19 protein-coding genes and 1 pseudogene are annotated in these 25,564 nt (G+C 63.8%); 17 read left to right on the forward strand and 3 right to left on the reverse strand.

Annotated features, from left to right (window positions below; translation table 11 throughout):
• The first annotated feature begins 44 nt into the window (after positions 1 to 44).
• On the forward strand, positions 45 to 1,283 hold the full coding sequence (locus OW493_RS01795; RefSeq protein ID WP_289863019.1) for a patatin-like phospholipase family protein: 1,239 nt from the start codon (positions 45 to 47) through the stop codon (positions 1,281 to 1,283).
• A gap of 96 nt (positions 1,284 to 1,379) precedes the next feature.
• On the opposite strand, the gene OW493_RS01800 is transcribed toward OW493_RS01795, so the two are convergent.
• Together OW493_RS01800 and OW493_RS01805 are read right to left on the reverse strand one after the other, a co-directional pair.
• Positions 1,380 to 2,222, reverse strand: coding sequence for a transporter substrate-binding domain-containing protein (locus OW493_RS01800; RefSeq protein WP_289863021.1), 843 nt, complete (start codon positions 2,220 to 2,222; stop codon positions 1,380 to 1,382).
• Positions 2,223 to 2,352: 130 nt separating this feature from the next.
• Positions 2,353 to 2,958: a Smr/MutS family protein gene (locus OW493_RS01805; protein WP_136938208.1), complete on the reverse strand. Its 606-nt coding sequence runs from the start codon at positions 2,956 to 2,958 to the stop codon at positions 2,353 to 2,355.
• A gap of 251 nt (positions 2,959 to 3,209) precedes the next feature.
• Here OW493_RS01805 and prmB point away from each other — a divergent pair, with 251 nt between their 5' ends.
• The 5 genes and pseudogenes from prmB to phaC form a co-directional block, all read left to right on the forward strand.
• Positions 3,210 to 4,172, forward strand: coding sequence for a 50S ribosomal protein L3 N(5)-glutamine methyltransferase (gene prmB, locus OW493_RS01810; protein ID WP_289863024.1), 963 nt, complete (start codon positions 3,210 to 3,212; stop codon positions 4,170 to 4,172).
• Between the two features lie 112 nt (positions 4,173 to 4,284).
• A complete protein-coding gene (gene aroC / locus OW493_RS01815) occupies positions 4,285 to 5,376 on the forward strand; it encodes a chorismate synthase (RefSeq protein ID WP_289863026.1) in 1,092 nt (363 codons plus the stop codon).
• A gap of 290 nt (positions 5,377 to 5,666) precedes the next feature.
• Positions 5,667 to 6,176: a DUF6489 family protein gene (locus OW493_RS01820; RefSeq protein ID WP_084209079.1), complete on the forward strand. Its 510-nt coding sequence runs from the start codon at positions 5,667 to 5,669 to the stop codon at positions 6,174 to 6,176.
• Positions 6,177 to 6,346: 170 nt separating this feature from the next.
• Positions 6,347 to 6,796: a phasin family protein gene (locus tag OW493_RS01825; RefSeq protein WP_289863029.1), complete on the forward strand. Its 450-nt coding sequence runs from the start codon at positions 6,347 to 6,349 to the stop codon at positions 6,794 to 6,796.
• 509 nt (positions 6,797 to 7,305) lie between these two features.
• Positions 7,306 to 9,036: pseudogene (gene phaC, locus OW493_RS01830) on the forward strand (class I poly(R)-hydroxyalkanoic acid synthase); the annotation flags it as partial.
• A 1,165-nt stretch (positions 9,037 to 10,201) separates the two neighbouring features.
• Here the strand turns inward: phaC and OW493_RS01835 are convergent.
• Positions 10,202 to 11,092, reverse strand: a complete 891-nt coding sequence (locus OW493_RS01835) for a LysR family transcriptional regulator (RefSeq protein WP_077372378.1) — start codon at positions 11,090 to 11,092, stop codon at positions 10,202 to 10,204.
• Positions 11,093 to 11,412: 320 nt separating this feature from the next.
• Here OW493_RS01835 and leuC point away from each other — a divergent pair, with 320 nt between their 5' ends.
• The 11 genes from leuC (at position 11,413) to OW493_RS01890 (ending at position 25,396) form a co-directional block, all read left to right on the forward strand.
• Positions 11,413 to 12,864, forward strand: coding sequence for a 3-isopropylmalate dehydratase large subunit (gene leuC / locus OW493_RS01840; RefSeq protein WP_141392273.1), 1,452 nt, complete (start codon positions 11,413 to 11,415; stop codon positions 12,862 to 12,864).
• Positions 12,865 to 12,875: 11 nt separating this feature from the next.
• Entirely contained in the window at positions 12,876 to 13,529 is a 654-nt protein-coding gene (leuD, locus tag OW493_RS01845) for a 3-isopropylmalate dehydratase small subunit (protein WP_271301953.1), read from the forward strand.
• A gap of 142 nt (positions 13,530 to 13,671) precedes the next feature.
• Positions 13,672 to 14,754, forward strand: coding sequence for a 3-isopropylmalate dehydrogenase (gene leuB, locus OW493_RS01850; protein WP_289863030.1), 1,083 nt, complete (start codon positions 13,672 to 13,674; stop codon positions 14,752 to 14,754).
• Positions 14,755 to 14,972: 218 nt separating this feature from the next.
• Positions 14,973 to 16,094: an aspartate-semialdehyde dehydrogenase gene (gene asd, locus OW493_RS01855; protein ID WP_084209075.1), complete on the forward strand. Its 1,122-nt coding sequence runs from the start codon at positions 14,973 to 14,975 to the stop codon at positions 16,092 to 16,094.
• Positions 16,095 to 16,670: 576 nt separating this feature from the next.
• Entirely contained in the window at positions 16,671 to 19,436 is a 2,766-nt protein-coding gene (locus OW493_RS01860) for a FimV/HubP family polar landmark protein (RefSeq protein WP_289863033.1), read from the forward strand.
• Positions 19,436 to 20,509, forward strand: a complete 1,074-nt coding sequence (truA, locus tag OW493_RS01865; protein ID WP_289863035.1) for a tRNA pseudouridine(38-40) synthase TruA — start codon at positions 19,436 to 19,438, stop codon at positions 20,507 to 20,509. The genes OW493_RS01860 and truA overlap by 1 nt, the downstream gene beginning before the upstream one ends.
• A 22-nt stretch (positions 20,510 to 20,531) precedes the next feature.
• The gene (locus tag OW493_RS01870; protein ID WP_289863240.1) at positions 20,532 to 21,164 is read left to right on the forward strand and encodes a phosphoribosylanthranilate isomerase; all 633 of its coding nucleotides are present in this window, start codon (positions 20,532 to 20,534) and stop codon (positions 21,162 to 21,164) included.
• 344 nt (positions 21,165 to 21,508) lie between these two features.
• The gene (gene accD, locus OW493_RS01875; RefSeq protein ID WP_077372401.1) at positions 21,509 to 22,540 is read left to right on the forward strand and encodes an acetyl-CoA carboxylase, carboxyltransferase subunit beta; all 1,032 of its coding nucleotides are present in this window, start codon (positions 21,509 to 21,511) and stop codon (positions 22,538 to 22,540) included.
• Positions 22,533 to 23,978: a folylpolyglutamate synthase/dihydrofolate synthase family protein gene (locus tag OW493_RS01880; RefSeq protein ID WP_289863038.1), complete on the forward strand. Its 1,446-nt coding sequence runs from the start codon at positions 22,533 to 22,535 to the stop codon at positions 23,976 to 23,978. The genes accD and OW493_RS01880 overlap by 8 nt, the downstream gene beginning before the upstream one ends.
• 51 nt (positions 23,979 to 24,029) lie before the next feature.
• Entirely contained in the window at positions 24,030 to 24,722 is a 693-nt protein-coding gene (locus OW493_RS01885) for an SPOR domain-containing protein (RefSeq protein ID WP_084209070.1), read from the forward strand.
• Positions 24,719 to 25,396 carry a CvpA family protein gene (locus tag OW493_RS01890; RefSeq protein ID WP_289863041.1) on the forward strand — a complete coding sequence of 226 codons (678 nt, stop codon included), beginning with the start codon at positions 24,719 to 24,721 and terminating at the stop codon, positions 25,394 to 25,396. The genes OW493_RS01885 and OW493_RS01890 overlap by 4 nt, the downstream gene beginning before the upstream one ends.
• The last annotated feature ends 168 nt before the right edge of the window (positions 25,397 to 25,564 follow it).

Here is a 25,564-nt window from a genome sequence, read left to right on the forward strand (position 1 = left end):
TCGCGCCAAGGTCATCCTTCATCATCGTCATCGGGAGACATGCCATGGCCAAGCGCAAGACCATCGCCCTGGCACTGGGGAGTGGCGGGGCACGCGGTTATGCCCATATCGGTGTCATCGAGGAAGTGCTGGCGCGGGGCTATGACATTCGCGCCATCTCCGGCTGCTCCATGGGCGCGCTGGTGGGTGGTATCTATGCCGCCGGTCAGCTCGACGCCTATCGGGATTGGGTGTGCAAGCTGGATTATTTCGATGTGCTGCGACTGGTGGACGTGACCTGGAGCCCGATGGGTGCCATCCGCGCCCGTCGCATCATGGAAGAGCTGGAGGCCCTGATCGGGGATACGCGCATCGAGGATCTGCCGATACCGCTCACTACCGTTGCCACGGACCTGATCGCCCAGAAGGAGGTCTGGTTCCAGAGCGGCAATCTGCTCGAGGCGATCCGGGCCTCCATCGCCGTGCCGGGGGTGATCACGCCGGTGCAGCGCGATCGCAAGATGCTGGTGGATGGTGGCTTGATGAATCCGTTGCCCATCACGCCGCTGGTGGCCGCGCATGTGGATCTGGTGCTGGCGGTGAATGCCACCGCGCACTCGCCGCGCAACCAGACGCTGGAGCAGATGCTGCCCCCGGCGGAGGCGGCCGAAGAGGAAGCACGCGAGGCCGCGCTGCAGGCGCAGGAGGGCGGATTCGGTGACTGGCTGCGTGGCGTGCGCCGCAGTGCCGAGCGCATGTTCTCGGCCGAGCGTGAGGCGACGCAGCCTCCTGAGCTCGCCGAGCCACCGCCATCCTCCACCTCGGCGGTGAGCCCCCTGGGCGGCGTGCCGCTGCCGCCGGGAGGCAGTCTCGCCCCGCCCTTCACGGCCTTGTCGGAGGCGCCGGAGACGGAGCCCGCCACCAGCACGGGCGCGACCCTGAACGATGTGCTGAATCAGGCCGTGAAGGAGGGCCGGGAAGATGCTGACCCGCGCGAGGCGCAGGGGCGTCAGAGCGAGAATCGGGAGTCGCGGCGCCTCGCGGAGATCGAGGAGGGAGTCGACGACGACAATTCGCCGGAGCAGGCCTGGGGCAAGCTCGACATGATGATGCGCTCCTTCGATATCACCCAGGCGACACTGGCCAAGTACAAGATCGCCGGATATCCGCCGGACATTCTGGTCGAGATCCCCAAGACGGTGTGTGGCGCCTACGAGTTCCATCGGGCCGAAGGCCTGATCAAGCTGGGCCGTCACCTGGCCGCCGAGGCGCTGGATCGTTACGAGAAGGGGCTGGATGGCTAGGAGGTCGATGAGCACGCGGCAATGACGCAAGCCCCCGCCAAACGAGATTGGCGGGGGCTTTTGGCAAGTGGCTCAGGCTGACGCTGACGCGCTGGTTCAGCCCTTGATCCATTTCTCGAAGATGGCGGCCTGCTCGCCGGTGCCCTGCATCTGGGTCAGCCACTGATCCACATAGGCTTTCCAGATGTTGTCACCCAGCGGCAGCAGATAGCCCTTCTGGGAGAAGGTGAATGGCGTGTCCGGATGCACGCTGCACAGCGCCGGGTGACGGCTGGCCTGCAGCTGGGTCTCGATGGCATCCGTCACCATCACGTCGGCGCGGTCTTCGATGATGTTGTTGAAGATGGTGCGGTTGTCATCGTGTGCCACACGGGTGGCATCACCGAGAAACTCGTTGGCGAAGCGCTCGTTGGTACCGCCCGGATTGACGGTGATGCGCACGCTTGGCTGATTGATCTGGGCGACGGTCTGGTACTTGTCGACATCTTCACAGCGCACGATGGGCGTCTTGCCGCCGGTCTGGTAGGGCAGGCTGAAGTAGGCCTGTGCCTGACGATCCAGCTTGATCGAGATACCGGACATGGCGATGTCGCACTTGCCGGAGGTGAAGTCTTCCATCAGCGTCGGCCAGCTGGTCGGAACCGTCTCGACGCTTGCGTCCAGGCTTGCGGCCAGCGAGGCGGCCATGTCGAGGTCGATGCCCTCGAACTCGCCGTCGTCTTCACGATGGCTGAAGGGGGCATAGTCACCGGTGGTGCAGACCTTCAGCACCTGAGTGTCCTTCACGCGGGAAAGCGTGCTGTCGGCCAGGGAATCGCTGGCGGCAGCGGGCATGGCAAGCGTCAGTGACAGGGTGGCTGCGGTCACGCCGCTGAAGATGGCGGTGGAGCGCGCGCGGCGTGAGGGCTGGCGTGTGGTGTGTTCAGCGTTGGGTGTCATCGGGGTGTTCCCTTGTCGTTATGGTGGCAGGCTCGGCGTGAGGCCTGCTTCAGATGTTCCGTTGCTCAGGTGTTCAGTTGCTCAGATGTCCTGTGTCGCTACTCCGTGGCGTGGCGATGGAGGGGCTTGCTCAGTCCATCAGCGGATCACGGCCCTTGCTGCGCAACAATACATAAACTGCGCCGCTGCCGCCGTCCAGCTCCAGCGCCGAGGTGAAGGCCAGCACGTCCGGCCACTGGCGCAGCCAGGCGTTGACGTGGCTCTTGATGATCGGGTGATCCGCCATGCCGGTCCACGCCTTGCCATGTACGACCAGCACACAGCGTGAGCGCCGCGCGATGGCGTCATCGATGAAGGATTCCAGCTCGCTGCGCGCCTGCTCCAGTGTGTAGCCGTGCAGATCGAGACCGGCTTCCCAGGCGATCTCGCCGCGCTTGAGGCGCTGGCGCTGGCGGTAGGGGAGGTCCGGTACCGCGAAGTCGAGCAGCTGGCTGGGCGTGACCGGTTCGACCTGGCCGTCCGTGGTGCGCGATGGCGTGCCGAGAGAGTCGGTCGAGGCTTCGCTGGCGGCAGCGCGACGCGCGGCCAGTCGGGCCTGCTCGTCACGGCTGAGCGGCTTGCGGCCGGGGTCTGCCCGGTTGCTGGTGATCTTGCGCACGCCGGCCTGTTTGAGGGCGGCGCGGAAGGCGTTGAAATCGTCGCCGTCATCCGAGCTGTCGTCGTGTCGGGGGGGCATGGCTGGGGGCTCCGCAAGCGGTGAATGGCAAGGGGCGCAGTATAGCGTGGCTGTCGGTGCTGTGAAGCACCGCGCCGTGCCGTGCAAGGTCAGTGGCGTCCCATGATGTCGCGCACGTCACGCGCGGTGACCATGGCGCGTGCAAGGGTCGCCGCCACGCCTCGTGAACGCTACAATGCCTGCGCGAGACGCCACCGACGCTTCATGACTGGCGGCGCTCGTTGTCCATCTGTCCGCTTACAGGAATCACCGTGTCCACTACTTCCGCGTCCGACCTGCGCCATCCTTCCAGCCTCAGTGAGCCGGACTCCCGTCTCGTCGAGGAGCTGGTGACTCTGCGCGACCTGATTCGCTGGGCGACCAGCGAGTTCCACGCGCACCGTCTGCACTTCGCCCACGGCACCGACTCTGCCTGGGACGAGGCGGTGGCGCTGGTGCTGGGTGCGCTGCATCTGCCGTGGGATACGGACCCCGCCGTGATCGACGCCCGTCTGCTGACCATGGAGCGTGCGCGCATCGTGGCGCTGGTGCGTGAACGCATCACCACCCGCAAGCCGCTGCCGTATCTGCTCGGTGAAGCCTTCTTCACCGGCGTGCCCTTCGATGTCGATGAGCGCGTGCTGATTCCGCGCTCGCCGATCGCCGAACTGATCGAGAGCGGCTTCTCGGCCTGGTTCCCGGAACTGCCGCCGACCCGGGTGCTGGACATGTGCACCGGTTCCGGCTGCATCGGGATCGCCACGGCGCTGGTGATGCCGACCGCCGAGGTGGATCTGGTCGATATCAGCATCGAGGCGCTGGAAGTCGCGCGTCGCAACATCGAACGTCACGATGTGGCAGGGCGGGTCATCGCCGTGCAGTCGGACCTGTTCGCGGGCGTGGCCGGCAAGCGCTATGACCTGATCGTCTCCAATCCGCCCTACGTGGACAGTTTCGATCTCTCCCACATGCCGCAGGAATTCGGCCACGAGCCGGCGCTGGCGCTGGGCGCCGGTGATGATGGCCTGGATATCGTGCGCCGTATCCTGCGCGAGGCGCGTGACTACCTGACCGACGACGGCGTGCTGATCGTCGAGGTCGGCAACTCCGAGCGCCACCTGATGGACGCGTTCCCGGACGTGCCCTTCATGTGGCTGGAGTTCGAGCGTGGCGGCAACGGCGTCTTCGCCATCGATGCCCAGACACTGGACGTCTGCGCCCCCGAATTCGCCTGAAGACAGGCTCGTCTGGTGCCTTCGCTTCAGCGCCAGACCTGAAAAAGCTCACGACAACTATTATCAGAACGCCGTCGGCCATGACCGGCGGCATCGCCTGAGGACCCCCTGAATGTCCGGAAATACCTTCGGCAAGCTGTTCACTGTCACCACCTTCGGCGAAAGCCATGGCCCGGCGCTGGGCGCCATCATCGATGGTTGCCCGCCGGGCATCGAGATCAGCGAAGCGGATCTGCAGGTCGATCTGGACCGCCGCCGTCCCGGCACCTCGCGCCACACCACCCAGCGGCGCGAGCCGGACCAGGTGCGCATTCTCTCGGGCGTGTTCGAGGGCCGCACCACCGGCACGGCCATCGGCCTGATGATCGAGAACACCGATCAGCGCTCCAAGGACTACGGCAAGATCAAGGACCAGTTCCGTCCGGCCCACGCCGACTACACCTATCACCACAAGTATGGTGAGCGTGACTACCGTGGCGGTGGCCGCAGCTCCGCGCGCGAGACGGCCATGCGCGTCGCCGCCGGTGCCATCGCCAAGAAGTATCTGGCGAGCCACGGCGTGCAGGTGCGCGGCTATCTGTCCCAGCTCGGTCCCATCGAGCTTGAGGTCAAGGACTGGTCGCTGGTCGACACCAATCCGTTCTTCTGTGGCGATGCGGACCGCCTCGAGGAGCTGGAGCAGTACATGGACGCCCTGCGCAAGGAAGGCGATTCCGTGGGCGCCAAGGTCACCGTCGAGGCGACTGGCGTACCGGTGGGTCTCGGTGAGCCGATCTTCGATCGCATCGATGCCGAGCTGGCCCATGGCCTGATGAGCATCAACGCCGTCAAGGGCGTCGAGATCGGGGACGGGTTCGCCGTGGTCAGCCAGAAGGGTACCGAGCACCGTGACGAGATGACGCCGGAAGGTTTCCTCTCCAATCATGCCGGCGGCATCCTGGGCGGCATCACCAGCGGCCAGACCCTGCGTGCCAGCATCGCGCTCAAGCCGACCTCCAGCCTGCGTCTGCCGGGTCGCAGCATCGACGTCAACGGCGAGGCGGTCGAGGTGATCACCACCGGCCGTCATGATCCGTGTGTCGGCATCCGTGCCACGCCGATCGCCGAGGCGATGGTCGCGCTGACGTTGATGGACCACCTGCTGCGCCATCGTGGCCAGAATGCCGACGTCAAGGTCGACACACCGGTGCTGCGCGAGGTGTAAGCCGCTTGCGGCGCGGCTGAACTGCTGGCGCTGCCCAGCTGTTGAACTTGTAACGCTGCCAAGCTGCTGAACTTTTAGTGAGAAAGAGACGCCCCATCCGTGGAGTGATGCCCTGCATCCTTCGTGGCTGGGGCGTCTTGCGTGGTGGGTTGGCTTGCACAAAGTAAATAAGAAAAGGCGTAAGTAGCAGGCTGCCCCCGTGTCATTCTCGCTGCTAGACTCGAATGGCAAGCATGCCAGCGGACTCGCGCACCACGCCGTGCGCGGGCAGACAACACAAGGACACTGCCATGAAGATCAATGTCGAATTCGACCTGACGCCTCAGGAGTTTCGCCAGGCGATGGGCCTGCCGGATGTGGAAGCCTTTCAACAGGAATTGATGGAGCGCTTTCGTCGTCAGATGGAAGCGGGCGTCGAGGGCTATGATCCGATGAGCCTGCTCAAGCCGCTGATGACACCGGGGGCGGGCACGCCGTTTGCCAGGTTCATGCCGCCGGGGATGGCGGAAGGCATGGCGGGGATGGGCGGCGCGTCAGCGGCCGATTCCCCGGGGGCCTCATCCAACGAGATGGGCGACAGCATGGCCAAGGGCATGGCGGCTTTCCAGCAGTACCAGAAGATGATGCTGGATACCTTGCAGCAGTTCGGTCAGCAGGGCACGGGCAACGCCAGTGGTGGGGCCAGTGGTGGCGACAGTGAGCCCGCTGGGAATGACCCGCATGCGGGAGCTGCGCAGAAGGCGGCCGCTGAGGACAGACCCAAGGCCGCCAGCGCGCGCTCACGCAGTCAGCGTGACTGATGGATGACGAGGGAAGCTGAAGGCATTGCGGTGCAGGATTATCGTCATGGGATTGCAACCGCTTCGGGAGCAGACTAGTCTTTGTGCAGTGCAGCATAATGCTGCGCTCAAAAGATGGCGCAGAGTCTTCTGCGCGCTCTTCCGGTACGGAATCCATGGGAGGAACCGTCATGCAACAGGATCAGATGTTCAACGCTTTTGCCGAGCAGGCCCGCAGCTTCTATCAGCCGATGCGCAAGCTCAACAGCCTGGTGCTCGACCACATGAGCAAGGTGGCCGAGTTCCAGATGGATGCCGCCAAGCGCTATGCCGATACCGGTTTCGAGCGTGCCCGCGCCGCGACGGAAGTGAAGAGTGTCGAGCAGCTCAGCGAATTCGGCAATCGTCAGCTGGAAGTGGCCACCGAGCTGTCCCAGCAGATGATGGACGATTCCCTGAAACTGGCGGAAATGGGCAACGAGATGCGCAGCCAGATGGAACAGGCCTATTCCGATGCGGGCAAGGAAGCCACGGACAAGGCATCTTCCGCTGCCAGCAAGGCGTCTTCCGCCACGGCGGATGCCGCGAAAGACAGCACCAGCAAGTCGGCAAGTGCCACCAGCCGCGCCAAGCAGAGCTGAAGAATCATCGAGAGGGCTGGCGCATGCGCCAGCCCTTTTTTTGGCGAGGTCAGGCATTGCCCCCATCACGGCCCGGGTGCATGCTGAGAGTCGCCCCCCGAGGCGGCAAGACGACAGATGAGAGGTCTCAGCCGGCTTTCCGTCGTATTCGCGCCTCTGGCATGAATGCGACGGAAAGCGGACTGCAAGGCTCTGGCCTGCCAAAGTGACGCCAGAGTGAAGAGAGTCGGTGCAAGGTGCCAGTGACGGCGCCGCGAACGCCTTTCGAGGGCATTGCACTGCAGAGGTACGGAAGGATTCGGTTCGATGAAATCGTGCATGTCGGCGTTCGTTCGACAGCCATGCTTCGATAGCCAATGACAAGGAGGACGGGCGATATGGTTTCAGCCCAGCAGCAGGCACTTTCTCAGGCATTCTCTCAGGCCTTTTCCCATCTGTTCCCCGATGGCGTCGACGGCGGTGAATGGGCCGGCGTGGTACAGGAAGCCAGCACCCAGTATCAGGCTCTGATGAGTGACATGCTGGAGCGCCTGTGGCCAAGTGCTGCTGCCTCCACCATCTACGACGAGATGGGACGTTGCTTCCAGGCAGGCGCGGAGGCGCTGGCACGTGACCCCCAGTTGCTGATTTCCACGCAGACCCGCCTCTTCCAGGACCAGATGGCCCTGATGCAGGGCACGCTGCGCGAGATGAGCGGTGAGAGTGTCGAGCCCGTGATCAGCCCCGCACGCTCTGATCGTCGCTTCCGCGATGAGGCCTGGCAGAGCGAACCGTATTATCACTTCCTCGTGCAGCAATATCTGCTGTTCTCGCGCGCCGTGGATGAGATGCTGGCGGGCATCAAGGGATTGCCGGAGAGCCAGAAGCGCAATCTCGAGTTCTACGCGCGCCAGTACGTCAGTGCCTTCTCGCCCTCCAACTTCGCCTCCACCAACCCGGAAGTGCAGCGGGTGACCCGCGAAACCGGCGGCCAGAGTCTGCTCGACGGCTTGAAGCGTCTGCGGGAAGACCTTGCCAACTCCGCCGAAGGCATCAATGTCGCGATGACCGACACCGAAGCCTTCCGTCTCGGCGACAACATCGCCGTCACGCCGGGGGATGTGGTGTTCGAGAATGAGCTGATCCAGCTGATCCAGTATCGCCCGGCGACGGAAAAGGCCTTCAGTACGCCGTTGCTGGTCGTGCCGCCGTGGATCAACAAGTACTACATTCTCGATCTGCGTCAGGACAATTCGATGATGCGCTGGCTGGTGGAGCAGGGGCACACCGTGTTCCTGATCTCCTGGCGCAATCCCGGGCCGGAGCAGAGCGATCTCACCTGGGCCGATTACATGCAGATGGGGCCGCTTGCCGCGATGGATGCCATCGAGCAGGCCACCGGCGAGAAGCAGGTCAATATCCTGTCCTACTGCATCGGCGGCACGCTGACGGCCAGCACCATGGCCTATCTCACGGCCAGGAAACAGGCGGATCGCGTGCGCTCGGTCAGTTACATGGCGACGTTGCAGGACTTCTCCGATCCCGGCGAGATCGGTGTCTTCCTCAACGAGCCGGTACTGCAGGGCCTTGAGAAGCAGATGGCGCAGGACGGCTACCTGGATGGCCGCGTGATGGCGTTCTCCTTCAACCTGCTGCGCGAGAATGACCTCTTCTGGTCGTTCTACGTCTCCAACTATCTCAAGGGCGAAGCGCCGACCGCGTTCGACCTGCTGTACTGGAATACCGACGGCACCAACCTGCCGGCCGGTACCCATGCCTGGTATCTGCGTCACATGTATCTGGAGAACCGCCTTGTGCAGCCCGGCGGTATCGAGCTGGACGGTGTCCCGATCGACCTCTCGCAGATCGAGATTCCCAGCTATTGGGTCTCCGCCCGCGAGGATCACATCGCCAAGTGGCAGACCACCTACAACGGCACCCAGCTGCCCAAGGCTTCCATCAAGCGCTTCGTGCTGGGTGGCTCAGGCCATATCGCGGGTATCGTCAATCCGCCGCACAAGAACAAGTACGGCTACGTCACCAATGACGAGCTGCCGGCGACACCGGATGCCTGGCTTGAAGGCACCGAGGCGCATGAAGGCTCCTGGTGGAATGACTGGCAGGCATGGATGTCCGGCAATGGTTTCGTCGAGCCGGAACCGGAAGTCTCTGCGCGCACGCCGGGTGAGGGCAAGCTCGACGTGATCGAAGCGGCGCCGGGGCGTTATGCGCGCCAGACCATTCCGGAAGTACTCGGCCAGACTGTGCCGGAAGAGATCACCTCAGCCGCACAGGCGCAGCTCAAGACCGTGCGTGATGTGCAGGAGACGGTCGAGAAGCGCATGAATGACGCGCTCAAGCAGGTCACGCTGCCACTGGAAGAGATGGTGTCGGCAATGACAGGGAGCGCGGCGGGCAAGGCGAGCAATGATGCCAGCGATGCGAAGGGCAGCAGCTCGTCCGGTGCCTCCAGGGCGCAAGGCGCCAGCACCGGGCCTGCCGCTTCCACGGCGGCATCAGCGGCTACTGAGTCAGCAGCGCCGGCAAGCAAGCCCGCCGCGCGCAAACGTGCTGCACCCAAGAGCACGGCTTCCAAAAGCACGGCTTCCAAAAGCACTGTTGCCAAGAGCACTGCTTCCAAGAGCGCAACGCCCACCAGCAGCACGGCCAGCGACAGCACTGCAAAACCGAGCACGGCAAAACCGAGCACGGCGAGCACGGCTGCCAGCAGTACAGGTAGCTCAGCGGCGAAGACCACCACGGCGAGAAAGACCTCCACGCCGCGCAAGACAGCTGCCAGCAAGACGACTGCCAACAAGACGACCGCGAGCAAGACAACTGCGGCCAAGACGACGGCGAGCAAGTCAGCCTCTGACAGCAAGCCGTCTGCGTCCGGCACCTCAACCGGCGGCGCTGCTTCCACTGCCTCGGGCTCCAGCAGCACGGCGACATCGCCCGCTGCCAAGCAGCCTGCGACACAGAGCAAGGCGGCGGCCAGTGCTCCCAAGAGCACCGCGGCAAGCAAGCCGGCGGCCTCCAGCAAGACGACAGCCAGCACCACCAAGCGCGCCGCGGCCAGCAAGCCAGCCTCCAGCTCGACGGGGAGTGCGAGCACTGGAAGCACTGCCAAGGCTGCTGGATCTGCCGCCAAGAGTGACACTGGCAGTGCGGGTGCAGATGCCAAGAGTGATACCGGCAGCGCCGCGCCCAAGCCGCGCCGTGGCCGTCCCTCCAACGCCAGCAAGGCCGCCGCCGCCAAGGCAGCGGAAGAGGCCAAGAAGGACGATGCCAAGCCTGCGGCCAGCAAGACGGATGGCTCATCGGGCAATGACAAGGACACTGGCAAGCGCTGATCAGCGGCGCCACCAGCAGGACGTTCTACAGCAACGCCAGCCCTCAGGGCTGGCGTTGTGCTTTCGAAATTCGTCAGCGGTGTCTCGAGGCCGCATCCCTTGCCCCTTCCAGCAGCTCGATCATGGCGCTGGCGGCATTCGAGAGGGTGCGGTTGTTGTGATAGAGATAGCCGAGCTGGCGTTCGATGGGGCGGTGGTCGATGGGCAGGATCTCGATCTCGTCGTCGATCATGCTTTCCGGCAGCACGCTCCAGCCCAGGCCGATGGCGACCATCATCTTGAGGGTCTCGAGGTAGTTGGTAGACATCGAGACTTCCACCGAGAGGCCGTCACGCGCGAAGGTGTCGATGACGATGCCGCGCGTGAAGGTCAGGTGGCCCGGCAGCACGGCGTCGTGCTGTGAAAGGGCGGCCAGCGGCAACGCCTTGTGTCCCGCCAGCGGGTGGTCTCGACCGCACACGAAGCGCATCTCGTCCAGCCACACCGGCACCACCGTCAGATTGGGATCGCGATGCGGTGCCAGAGTGACGACGGCCAGTTCCAGCTCCCCATCCAGTACGCCCTGATAGGCCTGTTCCGAATCCAGGAAGCGCATGTCCATGCGTACCTCGGGATGGGACATGGTAAAGGCCTTGAGCAGTGGCGGCAGACGGTGCAGGCCCACATGGTGGCTGGTCGCCATCGTCAGGCTGCCTTTTACCTCGCCGGACAGATTGCGCAACGCGCGCCGCGTGTCATCGTGCATCACCAGAATGGCACGTGCCCGCGGCAGCAGGATGTTGCCGGCCTCCGTCAGGGTGACGCGCCGCCCGATGCGATCAAACAGCCGCGCGCCGTGGAGCTGTTCCAGCTGCGCGATGCGCTTGGAGACAGCGGGTTGTGTCAGGTGCAGCTGTTCGGCCGCCAGCGAGAAGGAGGCGGTTTCCGCGACGGCAACGAAGGCCTGAAGAGAGGGAGTGTCCATGTGAGGCAGCTATCCTGTCATGAGGGCGTTCAGAAGAATGATCTTCCGTGCGATCAGAGGGAATGTCGGCTGAGGCAATGGTATTCCTTCTGGGAATCCAAAGCATGAAAAACATGAATTGCTTTTATTCATCGCCGCCGAGTACTCTCGATGACACAGGACGCGGCGGCGATGCTCGAGCCTCTGGTGGCAAGCCACCTGCGACATGGCTCGCACGACCGCCCCGCCATCAACACTGGACGACACACCTCATCAAGGGGCCGCCACGAGCCCCGAGGCAGCAAGCGCTCTTACCGTAGGGCGCCACGAGGAGACACGACATGGCCAGCCAGACCCTTTATGACAAGTTGTGGGACCAGCATCTGGTCAAGCAACGTGAAGACGGTACTGCACTCATCTACATCGACCGTCACCTGCTGCACGAAGTGACGTCGCCGCAGGCCTTCGAAGGGCTGCGTCTGGCCGGTCGCAAGCCGTGGCGTCTGGATGCCAACCTGGCAACGCCGGACCACAACGTGCCGACCTCTCTCAAGGAGCGCGCTGCCGGTATCGCGGGGATCGAGGATGAAACCTCTCGCATCCAGGTGCAGACCCTCGACGACAACTGCAACAGCTTCAACATCGAGCAGTTCACCATCAATGATGCGCGTCAGGGCATCGTGCACGTGGTCGGGCCGGAGCAGGGCGCGACCCTGCCGGGCATGACCGTGGTGTGTGGCGATTCCCACACCGCGACCCACGGTGCCTTCGCGGCACTCGCTCACGGTATCGGCACCTCTGAGGTCGAGCACGTGCTCGCCACCCAGTGTCTGATCCAGCGCAAGATGAAGAACATGCTGGTGCGCGTCGATGGTCGTCTCGGCACTGGCGTCACCGCCAAGGATGTCGTGCTCGCCATCATCGGTGAGATCGGCACCGCCGGCGGTACCGGCTATGCCATCGAATTCGGCGGCTCCGCCATCCAGGACATTTCCATGGAAGGCCGCATGACCATCTGCAACATGGCCATCGAAGCCGGGGCACGGGTCGGTCTGGTCGGGGTCGATGACATCACCATCGATTACCTGCGCGACCGTCCCTATGCGCCGAACGCCCAGCAGTGGGAAGCGGCCGTGGCCGACTGGCGCAATCTGGTCTCCGATGCAGACGCCGAATTCGACAAGGTCGTCGTGCTCAAGGCGGAAGACATCGCCCCGCAGGTCACCTGGGGCACCAGCCCGGAGCAGGTTACCAGCGTCAATGGCGTGGTGCCGGACCCGGCAGCCGCCAACGATGACACCGAAGCGCGTGGCATCACCCGTGCGCTCGAGTACATGGGCCTCAGCGCTCAGCAGAAGATCACCGACATCAAGCTGGACCGCGTGTTCATCGGCTCCTGCACCAACTCGCGTATCGAGGACTTGCGTGAAGCGGCGCGCGTGGCCGAAGGCCGTACGGTCGCCAAGAGCCTCAAGCAGGCGATGGTCGTGCCGGGCTCTGGCCTGGTGAAGGCACAGGCGGAAGCCGAAGGGCTGCACGAGATCTTCCTCGCCGCGGGCTTTGAATGGCGCGAGCCGGGCTGCTCCATGTGTCTGGCGATGAATGCCGACAAGTTGGGCGCCGGCGAGCATTGTGCTTCCACCTCCAACCGCAACTTCGAAGGCCGTCAGGGCTTCGGTGGGCGTACGCACCTCGTCAGCCCGGCCATGGCCGCCGCTGCCGCGATTGCGGGTCACTTCGTTGATGTTCGTGACTTTGCCCCCATTCCTACTTCCGATACCCACGCAGCCTGAGGAGGCCCGACATGGAAAAGTTCATTCGCCAGCAGGGCCTCGTGGCACCGCTCGATCGCGCCAACGTCGATACCGACCTGATCATCCCGAAGCAGTTTCTGAAGTCGATCAAGCGTACCGGCTTCGGCCCGAACCTCTTCGATGAGCTGCGTTATCTCGATGAGGGCTATATCGGACAGGACATCAGCAAGCGTCCGCTGAATCCGGATTTCGTGCTCAATCAGCCGCGTTACTCAGGCGCAAGCGTGCTGCTGGCACGTCGCAACTTCGGTTGCGGCTCCTCGCGGGAGCACGCGCCCTGGGCACTGACCGACTTCGGCTTCCGTGTCGTCATCGCGCCGAGCTTCGCCGATATCTTCTACAACAACTCGTTCAAGAACGGCCTGTTGTTGATCACCCTCGACGAGGGCACGGTGGATCGCCTGTTCAAGGAGGCCGAAGCGGTGGAAGGGTATCGTCTGGATATCGATCTCGAGGCACAGGCGGTCATCACGCCGTCCGGTGAGTCGATCGCCTTCGAGGTGGACAGCTTCCGCAAGCATTGCCTCATGGAAGGCCTGGATGACATCGGTCTGACTCTCAAGGATCAGGACGCCATCGACAGCTTCGAGACGCGTCATCGCGCCGAGCGTCCGTGGCTGTTCCGCGATGGCAAGACGGCCTGATCTGTCCAGCGTCACGCCAGTCAGCGCCGCAGTCGCAACACATTCGTCATGGCTCGCCGTCCAGAGTGGCAGCGAGCCCAGTCTCAGCACCGGCGGTGAACCGTCGGTCTTGCCGGATGCTCTCCGGCCCAAGGAGTTCCAGATGAGCCGCAATATCCTGATTCTGCCCGGTGATGGCATTGGCCCGGAAATCACGGCCGAAGCCGTGAAGATCCTTGAAGCCGCACGCAGCGAAGGGCTGGACATCACGCTGAGCGAAGGCAAGGTCGGTGGTGCAGGGTATGACGCGGCGGGCCATCCGCTGCCGAAGGACACGCTGGACGCCGCCAAGGCGGCGGACGCCATCCTGCTCGGCGCGGTCGGTGGCCCGCAGTGGGACAAGCTGGAAGATATCTCCCTGCGTCCGGAACGCGGCCTGCTGGGGCTGCGCAAGGAGCTTGAACTCTTCGCCAACCTGCGCCCGGCAATTCTCTACCCGCAGCTGGCCGAGGCCTCCAGCCTCAAGCCGGAAGTGGTGTCCGGTCTGGACATCATGATCGTGCGTGAGCTGACCGGTGGCATCTACTTCGGCCAGCCGCGTGGCATCGAGACGCGCGACGGACAGCAGGTCGGCTACAACACCTATGTCTACTCAGAATCCGAGATCGAGCGTATCGGCCGTACCGCCTTCGAGATGGCCCAGAAGCGCAACAAGAAGCTGTGCAGCGTCGACAAGGCCAACGTGCTGGAAGTCACCATGCTGTGGCGTGACGTGATGGAGCGCATCTCCGCCGACTACCCGGATGTCGAGCTGTCGCACATGTACGTCGACAACGCCGCCATGCAGCTGGTGCGCGCACCGAAGCAGTTCGACGTGATGGTCACCGGCAACATGTTTGGCGACATCCTGTCGGATGAGGCCGCGATGTTGACCGGTTCCATCGGCATGCTGCCGTCCGCCTCGCTCAACGCGGGTGGTCAGGGCATGTATGAGCCGTGCCACGGCAGCGCGCCGGACATCGCGGGTCAGGGCATCGCCAACCCGCTGGCGACCATCCTGTCAGTGGCGATGATGCTGCGCTACTCGCTGAATGAGGCGGCGTGGGCCGAGCGTATCGAGAAAGCCGTCGGTGTGGTGCTGGATGAAGGTCTGCGTACCGCGGACATCGCCTACGCTGGCACTCGCAAGGTCTCCACTTCCGAGATGGGCGATGCCGTGCTGGCCGCCTTCAAGGCGCAGGCGTAAGGCAATACCCGCGTGAACGCCGAAAGTGAGCGGCGTTCACGCGATGATCATGGGGGAGCCCGGCGTGCGTCGCCGGGTTCTCATGTCAGGATCTGCGGCTGGAGCGTTGGGCAAGGCTCGCCTCGTGTGAGTTGCCTGTGCTCGCTGCGGGTCATTCCTGTGCCGGGAGCTTCGGTGTCTTCCGTGTTCCCGGCCGTGCATGAACAAGGAGAACAAGCATGTTGAAAGTCGGATTTGTCGGTTGGCGTGGCATGGTCGGTTCCGTGCTGATGCAACGCATGCGTGATGACAACGATTTCGCCGGTATCGAGCCGGTATTCTTCTCCACTTCCCAGGTCGGTCAGGCCGGCCCGGACGTGGGCACGCCGGTGCCGGCGCTCAAGGATGCCAATGACATCAATGAGCTGAAGGCGCTGGACGTCATCGTCACCTGTCAGGGCGGCGACTACACCAAGCAGGTGTTCGGCCCGCTGCGTGAAGCCGGCTGGAAGGGCGACTGGATCGATGCGGCCTCCACCCTGCGCATGGAAAAGGATGCCGTGCTGGTGCTGGACCCGGTCAACCGTCACGTGATTGATGAGAAGATCGGCGCCGGCGCCAACACCTTCGTCGGCGGCAACTGCACCGTCAGCCTGATGCTGATGGGCTTGGGTGGCCTGTTCGAGGCCGGCATGGTCGAGTGGATGACCTCCATGAGCTACCAGGCGGCTTCCGGCAGCGGTGCGCGCCACATGCGTGAGCTGCTGACCCAGATGGGCCAGCTCAATGGCAGCGTGGCCTCGGAGCTTGCAGACCCGGCCAGCGCGATTCTGGATATCGACCGCAAGGTGACCGCCACCATGCGCGGCGATGATTTCGCGACCCAGCAGTTCGGTGCGCCGCTGGCCGGCTCGCTGCTGCCGTGGATCGATTCCCCGATGGAATCCGGTCAGACCCGCGAGGAGTGGAAGGCCGGTGTCGAGGCCAACAAGATTCTCGACAGCCAAGGCAACCCGATCATGATCGATGGGCTGTGCGTGCGGATCGGTGCGATGCGCTCCCACTCCCAGGCCTTCACCGTCAAGCTCAAGCAGGACGTGCCGCTGGACGAGATCGAAGACCGCCTGGCCAAGCACAACGACTGGGTCAAGGTCGTCGCCAACACCAAGGAAGACAGCCTCAAGCACCTGACACCGGCTGCTGCTACCGGCACCCTGACCGTTCCGGTCGGCCGTCTGCGCAAGCTGGCGATGGGTGGTGAATACCTGTCTGCCTTCAGTGTGGGTGACCAGCTGCTGTGGGGGGCCGCGGAGCCGCTCAAGCGCATGCTGACCATTCTGCGGGAACATCGCGCCGCCTGATCATCACGATGGCTGGCCCTCGCGGTTGAGTGCCATGGCGTGATGCAAGACGTCGCCCCCGACTCCTTGGAGCCGGGGGCGACTTTTTTGCGCTCGAAAATTCTGCAATCGAATATCGATGCACTCGAACGTCCCTGGCGAATGTCCTGGCGGACCATGCCCGGGTTCCCGGTCATTCCCCGAATGCCCAATGAAGGGTGATTGCGATGGTCGGTCGTGCCGATGATCGGCAGTGCCATGGGCATCAGATGACCGGCATGTCATTCCAATGACTGACCGGCTTCATTCCGGCTTGCGCATTTTTTGCGAATTTGGCTGGCGATGTTGATGCATGATGGCATCTCGTATGCATATTTGAGTATCGTGTCAGCCGGATGAGGTGGAGCTGGTCACTCCTGTCATCCGGGGAGCAGGTGGGCTATCAGAGGGGACGACGCCCGCTAGCGTTGAAATTTTTCTGGCTGAGTCGCGCCTTGCCTGAATCATGAGGCGGACTCTCTGGTATCTTATATGTAAGAATACGTAACATAATGCGCCGGCCGGACACTGAATCGGTCGCATACGAAGGGACACTCAATGGGACGCAAGCTTCCTCTCGCACTGGCGATCTCCTTCGCCATCTATAGTGCTCAGGCCTTGGCGGTCGGCATGGAATCGCCGCGATTGCGCTCGAATCTGAATCAACCGCTGGATGCCCGCATCGGCCTGACAGATACCTCCGGGCTTGATAGCAGCCTGATCAAGGCGAACGTCTCCGATGCCGCCGCCTTTGCGCGTGCCGGTGTGGACCGCAGCTATGTCAGTGATGATGTCAAGGTGGCCATCAAGCAGCAGGGCAGCCGCTATTATCTTCAGCTGACCACCAACGGGGCGGTACGTGAGCCCTATGTGGATCTTCTGCTGGACGTCGAGTGGCCCAATGGCAAGCTGCAGCGTCAGGTCACGCTGCTGTTCGATCCGGCGGGCTATTCCAGTCAGCCGGCACTGGTGACGCCTTCTGGTGCGCGCTCACGTCCGTTGGCCGACACGGGGTCGACACCCTCGCGTTCCGTGGTCTTCCGTGACAGTGGTCAGTCGTCTTCGGCAAGCGCTGCGCCCGCGGCGGGCGAAACGCCGTCAAGCATCAAGGTACGCAGTGGCGATTCCCTGTGGACCATCGCACGACGCGTGCGGCCGGATGCCGGGGTCAGCATCCGTCAGGCCATGCTGGCGATTCAGGAAGCCAATCCCAGTGCCTTCCCGGGCGGCAACATCAACAAGCTGAGGGCGGGGGTAGTCCTGAGCGTTCCCGATCGCGCCACCATGCTGGGCCGCTCGCGCACGGCGGCCGATCGCGAAGTGCGTGAGCAATATCAACAGTGGGTCGCGGGGGCGCAAGGCAAGACCATTCCTGCTCCGGCCAGCAAGAAGACGACGCCCGCGTCTCCGAAGGATACCGCCACGGCCAGTGAGACGCCCGCTGCAGCGCCCGCTCCCAGCGGCCCCGCCAGTGCGGGTGCTGACGGCAAGCCGCGCCTGACGCTGATCGATGAAGAGGCCACGCCGGCGAGCAAGGCGGCCGCCAGTACGCAGATTTCCGCGGGCAGCCAGCAGGCCATCGATGAACTGTCGGATCGCCTCGAATCGCTGGAAGACCAGTTGCTGACCAACCAGCAGCGTCTGGATCAACTGGAGCAGGAGCGTGACGACCTGCGCAGTGAAGTCGCTTCATTACGCAGTGAGGTCGGTGAGCTGCGTGCTTCCCTGGCCGAGCGTACCGAGCAGCTGGAAACGGCCAAGGTATTGCTGGCCAAGCAGAACCGTCTGCTGGTCAACAGCGGCATCACTCCCTTGACGCTACCCGAGAGTCTGGTCGCTGCCGGGGTGGATCTGGGCCAGCCGCGTGATGGTGAAGGCAATCTCGTGTTGCCCAGCCAGCCCTGGCCGCAGGCGACGTGGAAGTGGGTACAGGACAATCTGATGATGGTGGGCGGCGCGGCGGGAGCATTGCTGTTGCTGCTGTTGCTGTTGCTGCGTCGTCGCTCGGGGCCGAAGGATGACTCCAGCATGAGCTTCGCGGATGCCGTGCGTCACAACGACCAGGACCTGCAGGACCCGTCACGGGGTGCCTTTGGTGCTGCAGCGGGTACCGCTGACAGACAGGTCCCGGAAGAGGCGTCCGCAGTGGCAAGTCGTGGCTCTCACACTCTTGAGCCTCTGGCCCAGCCTGAGGCTGCTGCCATCAGCGAGGCGGATATCTTCATCGCCTATGGACGCTTCGATCAGGCGCAAGCCCTGCTGGAAACCGGTCTTGCAGACGATGAGAGTCGTCAGGACCTGCGTCTCAAGCTGATGGGAGTGCATGGAGAACTTGGCAATCTCGAGGCGCTGAATCACGAAAGCGAGAAGGTATTGGCGGCGGGCAATGCAGAAGAGCGTGAAGAGGCTCAGGCGCTGCTCAACCGTTACGCCGGAATGGGTAGCCCCATGCGTGCTGCCATGGGTGGCGCGGTGGCCGCAAGCAACGTGACGCATCTCTCCGGTGTCGTCAGTCAATATGCCCAGTCCCTGCGTGTGCCATCCTCGGCCAGCGCAGCCTCTGAAAGGCTGGCGGCAGGTGGCGCGAACCTGCAGGACGATGAGTGCGAGCCGGAGGGTGACGTGTCTGACTCTTCAGGCGAAGGGCAGGACAGTGGCTCGTTCGAGGATGACTTGCACGCTGATGCCGCCGTCACGAATGACACTCCGGCAGACGTGGGAGTCGCATTCGAGCCCGGCCTCAAGGGCAAGAGTCCCGAGCACGGAAAGGCGGCACCCGATACCAGTTTCTTCAGTGACAACGTGATCGATTACCAAGCGCCGGAACTGACGCTTGACGACGGTGTGGAGCCTGCGGCAGTGGCAAGTGTTGAGAAGGCGGACGAGGCACTCAAGGGTGAGGCGGTCGAATTTACCTCCGCCTCCATCGATGAGGAAGGTGAATCTGCGAAATCCAGTGCACCTTCAGGCGACGATGTGGCGCCTGCAAGCGCCTTTTCAGCAGCCGACGAGTTGCCGTCGCTGGATAGCATGACGCTGGAAGAGGTGGATGTCCCTCGTCGTGATATCTCGCAATTCGAGGTGGAGGAAGTGGCGTTCGAGTCCGGGGATCAGGATAATGCCTATCCCTCTGTCGGCATGGCAGGGGCAGGGGCTGGCGCCCAGGACAGCGTGGCTTTCCAGCAGCTCGAGGAAGCCCGCCAGTTGCTGGTGGATGGTGAGGATGATCAAGCGGCAGCGCTGCTTGAGCCGCTCTCCTCCGCCAATGACGGGATGATCCGTGAAGAGGCGCTGGCGTTGATGGAGCGCTTTGGTCTGACCTGATGCCCTTTTTTACACCGCTTGATGATAATGAAAGACGCCCGGGGCGCATCGCTCTGGGCGTCGAGTATGATGGCAGCCGCTATTGCGGTTGGCAGCGCCTCAGCCACGCACCTTCCGTGCAGGAAACGCTTGAAAAGGCGCTTTCCAAGGTGGCTTCCACTCCCATCACCGTCCACTGCAGCGGGCGTACCGATTCAGGTGTGCACGCCGTGCGTCAGGTCGTGCACTTCGATACCCCCGTGGGGCGCAGCCGCAAGGCATGGCGCATGGGCGGCAACGTCAATCTTCCCCCGGATATCGGCATCCATTGGGCGGTCCCCGTTCCCGATGACTTCCATGCCCGATTCAGCGCCATCGCGCGTCGTTATCGCTACATGATCATCAATCAGCCTTTTCGGCCGGTGATGGAGCGTCACAACGCCACCTGGTGTCGTGAACCCCTGAATGTCGCCGACATGCAGGCGGCGGCCGCCCATCTGGTAGGGGAGCTGGACTTCTCGGCCTTCCGTGCGGCAGGTTGTCAGTCGCGCTCGCCACGACGCCACGTGCATTTCATCGAGGTGAGTCGTCACGGCCAGCTGGTCATGATCGACATCCAGGCGAATGCCTTCCTGCACCACATGGTGCGCAATATCGCCGGTACCTTGATGGCCATCGGGCGTGGCGAGAAGCCTGTCGAGTGGATCGTGGAGCTGATGCGCGGGGGAGATCGCACGCGTTCGAGTGCCACGGCAGCAGCCACGGGACTTCACTTCGTCGACGTCATCTATCCGCCGCGCTATGAGCTGCCCAGGGAGCCGCTCGGGCCTGGTCTGGTGGCCCATCTCGGGGAGTGGACGGGAGAGCGCCCCTTGCCGGATTGCCCGATGGTACGCTCACGCCTGGCCCGTGCCGAAGCCGAGGGTGCCGAAGAGGCTCGGGCGGCAGGCAAGCTCAGTGAAAAGGAAGCCATTCGGCTGGCAAGCGTTGCCCGTGAGGCCGAGCGTCTCAGTCGGGAACATGAACAAGCGATTCCTGCCGCAGGATCGCCTGCCGCAGGATCGCCTGTCGCACAGAATGAATCCTCACGTTGAACGGAGTGATCCCATGACCGAGATGAGCGCTCGAGCGAGCCAGCGTACCCGAATCAAGATCTGCGGATTGACACGTGAACAGGATATCGCCGGCGCCGTGGCGGCAGGTGCCGATGCGCTGGGGTTCGTGCTGTGGGCGGGCAGCAAGCGGGCGGTGGACGTTGCTCGTCTGGCGGAGCTTTCGTGCCTGGTGCCGGCATTCGTGACGCGTGTCGGATTGTTCGTCGATGCCAGTGAGGCCGAAGTGGCCGCCGCTGCCCCGCATCTCGATCTGCTGCAATTCCATGGCAACGAAACGCCCGAGCAGTGCCGAGCCGCTGGCCGCCCCTATATCAAGGCGTTGCGCATGCGTGACGGGATCGACCTGGTGGCAGAGGCAGAACGCTTCCATGACGCACGCGGTCTGCTGCTGGATGCCTATCGTCCCGGTGTCCCCGGTGGCACGGGCGAGACCTTTGACTGGTCGCGCATCCCTCGAGAATTGCCCCTGCCGGTGATCCTGGCGGGCGGGCTCGAGGCCGGCAACGTGACGGAGGCGGTCAGGCAGGTAGCGCCCCACGCGGTCGATGTCTCGGGAGGGGTAGAGTCTGCCCCTGGCGAGAAGTCATGGGAGCGCCTCCAGGCGTTCTGTCAGGCAGTACGAGCCGCCGACTGACTCCACTGATGCCCTGCGCGGCATGCCGCAAGGCCTGCGCGGGACAGGCGCAACACTGGACTCCACAAGGCAATTGGCATCTCGCACTACCCGCAAGGGGGGCGAAGCCGCTACAATGTTTGCCAGAATCTGGAAAAGGGGCCGTACGACCAATGGGTTGCACGGTCTTTTCCTTTGGCGCCACTGACTTCCTCCAGCGTCCCGAGACAAGGGGGCGAAGAGGGTGTCAGTCGTTGCCCGCCACGTCCTTGCCTCCTGGAGAGGTGGGCGTGTGCCAACTCGCATGGCCGCCGACAGTCGTCGAGCGGTGCCCAGAACAGCAGCAAAACGGAAGCCTCCCCACCATGAGCTGGCTTGACAAGATTGTGCCGTCAATGAGCCGTATCCAACGCAAGGATCGGCGCACCTCCATTCCTGATGGCCTGTGGCGTAAATGCCCCAAGTGCGAAGCAGTCCTGTACCTTCCGGAGCTGACCAAGCACGACAACGTCTGCCCGAAGTGTGACCACCATCTGCGTCTCACTGCGCGTGCCCGTCTGTCCTGGTTCCTCGACAGCGAGGGTCGCGAGGAGATCGCGGCAGATCTGGAGCCGGTCGATCGCCTCAAGTTCCGCGATTCCAAGAAGTACAAGGATCGCCTGAGCGCCGCCCAGAAGCAGACGTCCGAAAAGGATGCGCTGGTCGCCATGCGCGGCACGCTTTCCGGACAGCCTGTCGTGGCCGTTGCCTTCGAATTCAGCTTCATGGGCGGCTCCATGGGGGCCATCGTCGGTGAGAAGTTCGTGCGTGCAGCCGAACTCGCGCTGGCGGAAGAAGTGCCGCTGGTATGCTTCGCGGCCTCCGGTGGCGCGCGCATGCAGGAAGCACTGTTCTCCCTGATGCAGATGGCCAAGACCTCCGCTGCGCTCGAGAAGCTCAAACAGGCAGGCGTACCGTACATCAGCGTGCTGACGGATCCGGTCTTCGGTGGCGTATCGGCATCGCTTGCCATGCTGGGCGACCTGAACGTTGCCGAGCCGAATGCCCTGATCGGCTTCGCTGGCCCGCGTGTCATCGAGCAGACCGTGCGCGAGAAACTGCCGGAAGGCTTCCAGCGTTCAGAGTTCCTGCTCGAGCATGGCGCGGTCGACATGATCATCCATCGTCGCGACATGCGTGAGCGTCTGTCCAGCATCCTGCTCAAGCTGCAGGGTCTGCCGGTCAAGGCTGACGTGCAGGCACCGGTGGTAGATGCCACGGAAGTCGTTGTCGAAGGTGAGGCTGTCGAGGCTGCACCGAGCGAGCCGCAGCCTGCAGAGCCGCGCTCCGCGGTTGACAGCGTGCTTGACGAGACATTCTCCGCCGACAAGCCGCAAGGCGATCGTCGCGATGGCTGAGCAGGCCAATGCGCCGGGCCACTGCAGCACCCGAGAGGTGCTGCAGTCCCGTGAGCGGCCTCCGCTGAGCGTTGCTGCCCTGCATGAGGCCGTGCCACGCGAGCTGTCACTGCAAGACTGGCTTTCGCGTCTGGAGCGCCAGCATCCCGTCAGCATCGACATGGGGCTCGCCCGCGTGCAATGCGTGGCTGAGCGTCTGGGGCTTGTCGGCCCCGGGGCTCGTCGCATTGGCGAGCGGGTCATCACCGTGGCCGGTACCAACGGCAAGGGCTCCACGGTCGCCATGCTCGAGGCGCTCGGGCGTGCGCATGGTCTGACGACCGCGACTTACACCTCTCCGCACCTGCTGCATTACAACGAGCGCGTGACCCTCGATGGGCAGCACGCCAGTGACGACGAGCTGATCACTGCCTTCGAGCAGGTGGATTCGGCGCGTCATTCGGATGCGGGAGATGGGCAGGGCGTGATCAGCCTGACCTACTTCGAGGCCGGCACGCTCGCTGGCCTGTGGTTGATCGCTCAGCGACAGCCACGGTTGGCGATTCTGGAGGTCGGTCTCGGCGGGCGTCTGGATGCCGTCAACATCATCGACTGCGATGTGGCGATGATCACCACCGTGGCACAGGATCATGCTGCCTTCCTGGGCACGGACCTCGAGAACATCGGCTTCGAGAAGGCGGGTATCCTGCGTGCAGGGCGCCCGGCCATCTTCGGCTCCGATCACTTGCCGAGCAGCTGTGCCGAGCACGCCCGCTCGCTGGGTGTGACGCCTCAGGTGCTGTGGCAGGACTTTGTCTGGCAGGACGCCTGCGAGCAGGACCTCGCCTCCCCGGCAAGGTCGTCAGCGGATGGGCTCTGGCACTGGCAGCGACTGAGCGACCCCGTCATGACCCTCGAGGCACTTCCGGACCCCGGCCTGCCACGCGACAACGCGGCCAGTGCGCTGAATGCGCTCGTCGCAGCCGGTGTGGCGCTTGAGGTGTCATGCGTGCGCCATGCCATGGCCAATGTCCAGCTCAAGGGGCGCATGCAATGGGTCCAGCGTCATGGGCGTGACTGGTGTCTGGATGTGGGGCACAACCCGCATGCGGCAGGTTATCTGGCCAGTCGTCTGGCGGCGCGCGAGCCTTCCGCTCGACCGCGTCTGGTGCTGCTGGCCATGCTGGGAGACAAGGACGCACGAGGCGTGATCGAGGCGCTGTCGCCCGTGGTGGATGGCTTCGTCGTGGCGACACTGGGCGGCGAGCGTGCTCGCCAGGCCAGTGAGCTGGCTGCCGTGGTGCGTGCCGGCCAGGGGACCGTGCTGGCGGAATGTGATTCGGTCGCTGAGGCGGCGAATTGGCTGGTGGAGCATGCCACCGCGGGGGAGGTGCTGGTCTGCGGCTCCTTCTTCACGGTCGGCGAAGCGCTGGCATGGCTTGACGACGAGGATGCCTGAGGTGAAGCAGGACCGCGGTCATTGGAATCCGGGTGCAAGGGAGATGGCACGATGAAATATGGCAAGCGAGAACGGATCAGCGGCGCAGTCATCCTGTTGGCCCTGGGCGTGATCTTCATCCCGATGTTGTTTGATGAGCCGCCGGCCCGTGATGAGCGTCCCAGTCCGGTGATGACATTGGGCAAGCCGGTGGATATCGACCGTTCGACGGTGGATGCACCGCAGCCCCCCAGCGAGCTGAAGATTGGTACCGATGTCCCCATCACCTTCGTGGATGGCAATGGCAAGGTGCGTGACAGTGATCCCGGACCCGGCATCGAAAACGCCTCCGAGTCGCGAGCTCGCGTGGCGGAGGCGCAGCAGCTGTCGCCGACCAGGTCCGTGTCCAGCAGCGAGCCGAAGGCTGCGCCGACACCGCAGCCCAAGCCGGCCCCGACGCCCAAGCCAGAGCCCAAGCCGGCGCCTGAGCCCAAGCCTGCCGTTGCCGCCAGCGCGCCATCTTCTTCCGCCGGTGGCTGGGCGGTGCAGGTCGGCAGCTTCGGCAAGCCGGCCAACGCCGAGCGACTCCAGAAGGACCTGCAGAGCAAGGGATTCGCGGCCTATCGCGTCGCGCGGGATGGCAATCTGACCGTGGTATTCGTCGGTCCCTACAAATCTTCCGAGATTGGTGAGTCCGCGCGCTCTCGCCTTCAGGAGCAGGTCAATATCAAGGGCCTTCTGGTACGCCGGAAGGAGGGTGAGTGAACGCGCTGGTCTGGATCGATTGGTTGTGTCTGGGGCTGCTGATCATCTCCGTGTTGCTGGGGTTGATGCGTGGTCTGCTCAGCGAGGCGCTGGGACTGGCAGGCTGGCTGGTGGCCTTGGTGGCGGCACGCCAGTTCGGGGCGGAAGCCGGGGCTCTGCTCGACGAGGTGATCCTGTCTCCGGGCATTCGCACCGCGGTCGGCTTCGTGCTGGTGGTACTGGGCACGGTGCTGGTCTGGGGATTGATGCTGCGTCTGCTCGAACGCCTGGTCCAGGCGGTCGGCATGGGGGGCTTCAATCGCCTGCTGGGTGGTGTCTTCGGCGCGCTTCGGGCGGCGGTGATCCTGGTACTGGTGACGGCTGTCGTCGGCCTGACACCTCTGCGTGACAGTGCGGACTGGCAGGCGGCGCAGCTGCGCCCGACGCTGGAGCAGCTGCGCGACTGGTCGCTGGCACGCTACCGTGAGTGGGACACGGGAGGGGATTGGCAGTTGCCGCAGGACGGGACGGCTCCATCCTCACAGGCTGCCGGTTTCCAGCAGCAGGCGAGTGGCCTGCTCGAGCGTGCCCGCCACGAAGGCCGCACGCTGAGTGAAGGCGTCAGTCAGCAGGTCGCCGAGCAGTTCATGCGTCAGCAGCATCAGCAGCGTGATGGTGACACCGCAGCACCTTGAGACGACAAAAGCGCCGGGCATTCTTGCTCGGCGCTTTTGTTTTGTCTGTTCGACCCCCCGAGCAGGTCAGCGCGTCGAGGTGCAGCAAGCATCGTGGTATCGATTGACCCATCGGTCAGGTGTTGCCTGTGGTGTGGGCAGGCCTGACAATTGCGGCATGTGAGCACT

Origin of the sequence: Cobetia sp. 14N.309.X.WAT.E.A4 (assembly GCF_030397495.1) — a bacterium.
Classification (GTDB): domain Bacteria; phylum Pseudomonadota; class Gammaproteobacteria; order Pseudomonadales; family Halomonadaceae; genus Cobetia; species Cobetia marina.